Genomic DNA, 7,936 nt, shown 5'->3' with positions numbered 1-7,936 from the left:
TATGATATAGAATTACCAGATTATTTAGGAGCTTTCAAAGGATCTGCTTTTGTTGTTATGATAGGATTCTTTGTTATGATACCAGTAGCACTTGGTGTAGCAGTAGTATGGCCTAAAGTACAATATGGAATGATAGGACTTCAAGAATTCTTTAAAAACTCTGGAACGATCGGAGTAGGTGCATATGTATTACTACAAAAGTTATTATTACCGTTAGGATTACATCACTTTATATATGCTCCAGTTTTATTTGATTCAGTAATAGTTGAAGGTGGAACTATAGCTTATTGGGCAAATCACTTAAATGAATTTGTAAGCTCAACAGCTCCATTAATAGAGTTATATCCTATGGGTGGATTTTCAAATGGAGAGTTAGCTAAAGTATTTGGGGTAATTGGAGTTGCTTGGGCATTTTACTCTACTGCCAAACCAAATAAGAAGAAAATGGTATTAGCTATAATGATTCCAGCAACATTAACATCAATAATGACAGGAATAACAGAGCCATTAGAATTTACATTTTTATTTGTAGCTCCAGTTTTATACATAGTTTATTCAATACTAGCAGCAGTGATGGCTATGGTAACTCTTGCCTTTGGTATAATAGGTAACTTTGGTACAGGATTACCAAACATAATATTTATGAATATAATACCTTTATTTAAAAATAGAGAAATGATGTATTTAACTCTTTTATTATTAGGAATAGCTTTCATATTTATACATTATATAGTGTTTAAATTTATGATACTTAAATTTGATTATAAAACTCCAGGTAGAGAAGATGATGAAGATGAAATCAAACTTTACACAAAGGATGACTATAACTCTAAAAATAATAAAGGTAGAATTTCTTCTACATCAGGAATAGATGAAAATCTACTTATAGAAGCATTAGGTGGAAAAGATAACATATTAGAAATATCTAACTGTGCTACAAGACTTAGATTAGCTGTAGCTGATGAAAATCTTGTAAAAGATTTAAATACATTTAAAAAATTAGGAGCAGTAGGTTTAGTAAAGAGTGGTAAATCAATACAAGTAATAATTGGACTTAATGTGCCTAAAGTAAGAGAAAACATAGAGATGTTAATTAGTTAATATTTATATATATAAATAGAGATATAGACAGAAGGAGAAATATCAATGAAGAAATTTTCAGTTTTAATAGCAGGTGGAGGAAGTACATATACACCAGGGATAGTATTAATGTTATTAGATAATGTAGATAAATTCCCAATAAGACAGATAAAGTTTTACGATAATGACAAAGAAAGACAAGATATAGTTGCTAATGCATGTGAAATTTTAATAAAAGAAAGAAATCCAGAAATTGAATTTTTAGCAACAACAAACCCTGAAGAGGCTTTTACAGATGTTGATTTTGTAATGGCTCATATAAGAGCAGGAAAATATGCTATGAGAGAGTTAGATGAAAAAATACCTTTAAAACATGGTGTTGTAGGTCAAGAAACTTGTGGACCAGGAGGAATCGCATATGGAATGAGGTCTATAGGTCCTATGATAGAATTAATAGACTATATGGAAAAATATTCTCCAAATGCATGGATGTTAAACTACTCTAATCCAGCAGCAATAGTTGCAGAAGCTACTCGTAGATTAAGACCAAATTCTAAAATATTAAATATATGTGATATGCCAATTGGTATAGAACGTCATATGGCTACTATATTAGGATTAGAATCAAGAAAAGATATTATAATAAAATACTATGGATTAAATCACTTTGGATGGTGGACAAGTGTTACTGATAAAGAAGGAAATGATTTAATGCCTAAATTAAAAGAGCATATTTCTAAGCATGGTTACAATGTAAATATTCAAATGTATCAACACAATGATGCAAGCTGGAATGATACATTTATGAAGGCTAAAGATTTATATGCAATAGATCCAACAACTTTACCAAATACGTATTTAAAATACTATTTATATCCAGACTATGTTGTAGAACATTCAGATATAAACTACACTAGAGCTAATATGGTTATGGATGGACGTGAAAAGTTTGTATTTGGTGAATGTAAAAAAATTGCAGAAGCTGGAACAAGTCAAGGATGTGAATTACATATAGATGAACATGCTTCATACATAGTAGATTTAGCTCGTGCTCTTGCTTACAATACTAAAGAAAGAATGTTATTAATTGTAGAAAATAACGGAGCAATAGAAAACTTTGATAAAACAGCTATGGTAGAAATACCTTGCTTAGTAGGAAGCGAAGGTCCAGAACCATTATCTGTAGGAGCAATACCAAGATTCCAAAAAGGGTTAATGGAACAACAAGTATCTGTTGAGAAATTAGCTGTAGAAGCTTGGATAGAAGGTTCATATATCAAGTTATGGCAAGCAATAACAATGTCTAAAACAGTACCTAGTGCAAAAGTTGCAAAGGATATATTAGATGATTTAATAGAAGCTAACAAAGAGTTCTGGCCAGAACTAAACTAGTAATATAAATTTCGTAAAACGTTAAAAAGACTATCTTAAATTTAAGATAGTCTTTTTGTGTATAGTATAAACTTTTGATTAAAGTTCTCAGTAGATGCTTATGTTAAGGAGGATAATTTTTGTATTTTACTATATAGTAACTTATCTAAAAATGATATAATCAATATAATAAGAGGTGATAGGCATGAAAATTGATGAACTTATAAATAAATATTATGATAGATTAACCCAAAATGACTTACATATTTGGAAATATATAAATAGCCATAAAGAAGAATGTTGTAATTTAAGTATTCATGAATTAGCAGCTAGATGTAATGTATCTAAAACTACTATATTGAGATTTGCTAAGAAATTATCATTACAAGGGTATAGCGAATTGAAGGTTTATTTGAATTGGGAGAAAAATTATGTAAATGAAGAAAATTTAGATGATGTATTTGTAGATAATATATGTGATAGTTGGAAATCATCTATTAATGATATAAAAGAAAAAGATTTTACAGATATAAATGAAATGATTTATAAAAGCAAGAGAGTATTTGTATATGGTACAGGTACCCTACAAGTAGGGGTAGCACAAGAACTGAAGAGGATGTTTTTATACTGTGGGGAAATATTTTATATGGTTGAAGGTGGAAATGAAACTGAGATGATTTTAAATAATATAACATCAGATGATTTATTTATATTAGTTTCATTGACTGGAAATTCTGAATCAGCTATTAAATTGGCAAAACAGCTACTTGTAAAAAATATACCATTTATATCTATTACCAAATTAAAAAACAATGAACTTGCCAGAATGAGTACAAAAAGTATATACATAGCAACTTCTGTAGTTGAATTTGGCAATGGAATATATCATGAAGCTTCAAACTTATTCTTTTTATTGTCAGAAGTATTATTTTTAAGATATGCTTCTTATAAGAAGAAGATGGATGGGATGTTGTTGTAGAATTTACTTAAGACAGTAGAGAATATAAGAATATTAAAATAAAATTTAATCATATAAATCTGAATGAAGAGTTAAAAAAATCAGGCAATATTTATAAGAAAACAATGCCTGATTTTTTATTTTTAACCACTTAATAAAGTAATATACCTTTTTCTTAAGTTATATATTGACTGATAACTTAATATCATTATTTACACTAGAGAAGAGAATTTTTTATCTAGCTTCCATATAATCATCCCACATAAAATTACTACTATAGCCACAATACCATAGGCATAAGCAAATGAATAATTAGATAACATTTCATATAAATATCCATATGTTTTACCTGCTATAAATCTTGCCAATGGCCATACACCCATCATAAGACCTAGTAATTTTGCAGGAGAAAATTTACTTATAAAAGACTTACCAAGTGGAGCAAAGACCATTTCACCAAGTGAAATTAAGATCCCCACTACTATTATCCATATTAAATTAGCTTGATTATCACCTCTTACTATTTCAGCTGTAGACATAACAATAAATGCTAATCCTAGTAGTATCATTCCAAGAGCGGTCTTTTTAAATATACTCATATCACCTTTTTTTGATTTAGAATTTTTAGACCATACTGCAGCTAACACAGGTCCTAAAATTATACAACAAAGTGAATTTAATGAATCAAACCAAGCAGAAGGAACTCTGAAGTTTCCTATTACCCAGTTTGCTTTATTTGCATAATCAAAATCAGGTCCCCAGTGATATAAAACTGGCATATAAGTTAAATACCAAACAACCCAAAATACAATTGAAAATATAGTAAAAATAATTATAGCTCCAATTCTTTTCTTATCATTTGATGTAAGAGGAGTATTATAATTTTTTGAACCTTTTTTTGCAGAAGCTTTGTTTTCATATACTTCAAATGGCTTTTTACCTACTTCTCCAAATGTAGCTTTTCCAGCGAAATAAAACCATATAGTAGAAATTATTAAAAGTAAAGCACATACTAAGAATGTTTTACCAAAACCTATTTTATAAGCTATAAAAGACACTGTAAGAGTACCAAGAAAAGAACCTATATTTGCTATAGAATATTGAATACTAAATGCAGAGTCTAATTGATTTTTATCATCAAATAGTCTACCACTCATTCCAGCTATATTTCCTTTATACAAACCAGTACCTATAGATACAAGCAAGATCATTATCCATAAAAATTTAGATGAGGACATGACAGATGCTTGCCATCCAAATACGTATCCCATTGCCATAATTAATGCTCCTAGAATAATACATAATCTAGGATTTATCCATCTATCTGCAATATATCCACCTAAAATAGGAGTTAGATAGGTAAATGCAACTAAATTTGCAGTCATTTTTGCACCATCAGCAGGTGTAAGTCCAAGTCCTCCTCTTATTACTTCAGCAGCTATAAATATACCAATTAGCCATTTTGCTGAATAGAATGCCATACGCTCTAATGCATAAGCTGAAGTACAGACATAAAATCCTATAGGATATTTATTTTTTGATTTCCTTGAAATTTGCATGTTTTCCCCCTTTTGTATTACCTTATACGAAATTGTGAAATATGTTTATATTATATAGTATAACTAATTATTTTCCAACAAATAGGGATAATTATAGTATATATTTAAAATAAAGGTAGAATTCAAAAATTATAAAAATAATTCTTTTAATGTAACTTATGTATAAAAAACCATACCTCAGGAAAAGTAATTGATATTATATTCAAAATATATATAATATGAAACATATAAATATAAAGTTAAAATCTAGAGAGTATAATAACAAAATTGATATTATATTTATATACAAATTTAAGAAAAGATAAATTATAATTATCATAAAATGGAGGGGGGAGCTTATGTTTTTTCTAAACTATATAGTATTTATATTAATAATTTTATTTACACATTTAATAGCTTTAAGTACACAAATGTTAAGTAGTAATCAATACTTTTTTGGAGTATATATTAAGCAAATAATTTTAGATGAAGATTTAAAAAAGAAAATAAATAAGGATTTTAAAAGAAAATTAAATATATCGTTGCTATTAACCATAGCAATTTATTTAATTCTAAAAGACATATTTAATTTAAATTTAGGAGCTAATATTATAATAAGCATTACAATATATTTTGTTTTATTTTATTTGATTTTAATGGATGAATATAAAAAAGTTAAATATATTAAAAATACTTATTTAGCAAATTTAGAAATTATTCAAGGTGAAAATAAAGATGATAATAAAGATGAGACATCTGCCAAATTTATTATAACTGAAGATAAAGTTCTTACGGAGCAAAAGAAAAAATTAATTAAGAAATTCAAAATACTATTTGGTATATGTATAGGTCTATCAATCATTTCATTTTTATACGTTTTAATAAGTTATAAAGATATGCCAGATACTATAATCACTCACTGGGGAAGTGGTGGTAAACCTGATGGTTTTGCTAAGAAAAATATAATAGATGTATTTTTCGTTAACGGATTGGATATATCTATGGTAATATTATTTGCTGTTATGGGAATTGGTAGTATCAGTGGAAATACTTATATCGATACAGAAAATTTAGAAGTAAATAGAAAGAAGGCTATAAAATATTTAAATGGTATAGGGTATTCTTTTTTTGCTTTAACTCTTAGTATGCAATCTATGACAACTACAACACCTATATTTATGGTTCAAGAAAAAAATATACCAATATGGCTTATGATAGGTATATGTATAGTTCCTATTTTTATATCAGTGGCAATGATTTATTATTATCTTATGTTAAGTAGCATAAAACCTAAAAGTAGAAATATTTATACTGTAGAAAATGATGATGAAAAATGGATCTATGGATTTATTTATTACAATAAAGGAGATCCAAATCTTATGGTAGAAAAAAGACTAGGTGCTGGATGGAGTATGAATATGGCTCATCCTTTAGGTAAGTTTATTACTATATTACTTGTAGTTATTACAGTTGGAAGTTTGTTGATAGGTTTTATATAGAATTAAATATTGTGTAGTAAAATACTTTATTTTTATAGGGGGAAATCTATGCTTTGGAATAAATGTTTATTATATAAAGGATTATCAAAAAAAGAATATAATGAGGTAATAGATATATTAGAATTAAATCATATAAAATATACTGATAAAGTAATTAATAAGAATAAAGATATAGGACCGATGATTGATAAAATTATGGTGGGAACAGATGGCTCAAAAGAAGATTTTTCTTATGAGTATAGTGTATTTGTTAGTAAGAATGATTTTGAATATGCTAATAGTTTGATTAAATATAATATGTCATAAGATTATAATATAAAATGAAAAAGTAGCTACTAAGGATAAAATTTTAGTAGCTACTTTTTTATAATCTAGGATATAATGTTAATGTAATATAAGATAAAGTATATAGCGTGGTATGGATATACAAATGTAGTAAGGAGGGTATAGTATATGCCTAGCATTAAAGATGTAGCAGAAAAAGCAGGAGTAAGTAAAAGTACAGTTTCCCTAGTAATTAATAATACTGGCTATGTATCAAAAGAAACAAAAGAAAAAGTTGAGGCAGCAATTAAGGAACTAAATTATATACCAAGTAAGTTAGCTCAAAATTTTTCAAGACAACATTCAGGAATTATAGCAATTGTTGTACCAGATATAATGCATCCTTTTTTCTCAACATATATCAAATATGCAGAAAAGGAATTATCTGCTAAAGGGTATATGAGTATGGTATGCAGTGTTGTTGGAAGAGAAGAAAATGAAAAAAAATATATAGATATGTTAAATAGGAAAATAGTAGATGGTATTATAATGGCAGGACATTCATTAGATATAGAGGAATATAAAAAATCAACAAGACCTATAGTTTCTATAGACCGTTTTTTATGTGATGAAATACCAGTTGTACATTCTAATCACAAGCAGGCCGCACAATTAGCTTGCGATTGTTTGATTAAAGCAGGGTGTAAAAATATAGTTCAGTTCGTAGGTTCTGGTAAGGTAAAGATTGAGAGTAATATATTTAATTTTTATTGTGAAGAAATATTAAAACAAAATGGAATAGAGGTAAATTCTATAAATGTAGGATATAATACTTTTACAATTGAAGAATATGAGAAATCAGCACATTGTTTATTTGAAAAATATCCTAATGTTGATGGAATAATTGGAGTTGATTTATTAATTTTATCATGTTTAAAGATTGCTAATAAAAAAGGAATATCAGTACCAAAAGATTTGAAACTTATAGCATTTGATGGAACATATGTAACACGAGCTAATAATGAGATTACTTCAGTTGTGCAACCTATAGAAGATATAGCAAAACATTCAGCTAAATTAATCGTTGATAAAATACAAGGTCGTGAAATTAAGGAAAATAATGTTGTTTTAGACGTATTATTGCAAAAAGGGGAAACCGTTTTTTAAAAACTGTTGACAAGAAATAAATAAGATGATATTTTATAAATATAAAACTAGTTCGATAC

At 27.4% G+C, this 7,936-nt stretch carries 7 protein-coding genes; 6 read left to right on the top strand and 1 reads right to left on the bottom strand.

Annotated elements, in window-relative coordinates; all coding sequences use genetic code 11:
- The 3 genes from J7G74_RS12230 to J7G74_RS12220 all read left to right on the top strand — a co-directional run.
- On the top strand, positions 1 to 1,101 hold a 1,101-nt coding region (locus J7G74_RS12230), incomplete at its 5' end, for a PTS transporter subunit EIIC (RefSeq protein ID WP_297135795.1).
- Positions 1,102 to 1,140: 39 nt separating this feature from the next.
- Positions 1,141 to 2,472 carry a 6-phospho-alpha-glucosidase gene (locus J7G74_RS12225; protein ID WP_330616568.1) on the top strand — a complete coding sequence of 444 codons (1,332 nt, stop codon included), beginning with the start codon at positions 1,141 to 1,143 and terminating at the stop codon, positions 2,470 to 2,472.
- Between the two features lie 184 nt (positions 2,473 to 2,656).
- On the top strand, positions 2,657 to 3,430 hold the full coding sequence (locus J7G74_RS12220; RefSeq protein WP_297135789.1) for a MurR/RpiR family transcriptional regulator: 774 nt from the start codon (positions 2,657 to 2,659) through the stop codon (positions 3,428 to 3,430).
- Between the two features lie 191 nt (positions 3,431 to 3,621).
- On the opposite strand, the gene J7G74_RS12215 is transcribed toward J7G74_RS12220, so the two are convergent.
- A complete protein-coding gene (locus tag J7G74_RS12215) occupies positions 3,622 to 4,968 on the bottom strand; it encodes a peptide MFS transporter (RefSeq protein WP_297135786.1) in 1,347 nt (448 codons plus the stop codon).
- 338 nt (positions 4,969 to 5,306) lie between these two features.
- On the opposite strand from J7G74_RS12215, the gene J7G74_RS12210 reads away from it, so the two are divergent.
- The 3 genes from J7G74_RS12210 to J7G74_RS12200 all read left to right on the top strand — a co-directional run bounded on the left by J7G74_RS12210 (position 5,307) and on the right by J7G74_RS12200 (position 7,877).
- Positions 5,307 to 6,446: a DUF5808 domain-containing protein gene (locus J7G74_RS12210; RefSeq protein WP_297135783.1), complete on the top strand. Its 1,140-nt coding sequence runs from the start codon at positions 5,307 to 5,309 to the stop codon at positions 6,444 to 6,446.
- Between the two features lie 48 nt (positions 6,447 to 6,494).
- Positions 6,495 to 6,752 (top strand): hypothetical protein, encoded by a 258-nt coding sequence (locus J7G74_RS12205; protein ID WP_297135780.1) that lies wholly within the window; start codon positions 6,495 to 6,497, stop codon positions 6,750 to 6,752.
- A 147-nt stretch (positions 6,753 to 6,899) separates the two neighbouring features.
- Positions 6,900 to 7,877, top strand: coding sequence for a LacI family DNA-binding transcriptional regulator (locus tag J7G74_RS12200; protein ID WP_297135777.1), 978 nt, complete (start codon positions 6,900 to 6,902; stop codon positions 7,875 to 7,877).
- Positions 7,878 to 7,936 lie beyond the last annotated feature (59 nt).

Origin of the sequence: Terrisporobacter sp., assembly GCF_017888745.1 — a bacterium.
Taxonomy (GTDB): Bacteria; Bacillota; Clostridia; order Peptostreptococcales; family Peptostreptococcaceae; genus Terrisporobacter.
Note: the sequence above shows the minus strand (reverse complement) of the source record. Positions and strands in the feature narration are given on the sequence as shown.

Excerpts from the sequence above, each read along its gene's own strand:
- J7G74_RS12220 (WP_297135789.1), top strand. The coding sequence starts at position 2,657 with ATGAAAATTGATGAACTTATAAATAAATATTATGATAGATTAACCCAA.
- J7G74_RS12200 (WP_297135777.1), top strand. The coding sequence starts at position 6,900 with ATGCCTAGCATTAAAGATGTAGCAGAAAAAGCAGGAGTAAGTAAAAGT.
- J7G74_RS12215 (WP_297135786.1), bottom strand. The coding sequence starts at position 4,968 with ATGCAAATTTCAAGGAAATCAAAAAATAAATATCCTATAGGATTTTAT.
- J7G74_RS12205 (WP_297135780.1), top strand. The coding sequence starts at position 6,495 with ATGCTTTGGAATAAATGTTTATTATATAAAGGATTATCAAAAAAAGAA.
- J7G74_RS12210 (WP_297135783.1), top strand. The coding sequence starts at position 5,307 with ATGTTTTTTCTAAACTATATAGTATTTATATTAATAATTTTATTTACA.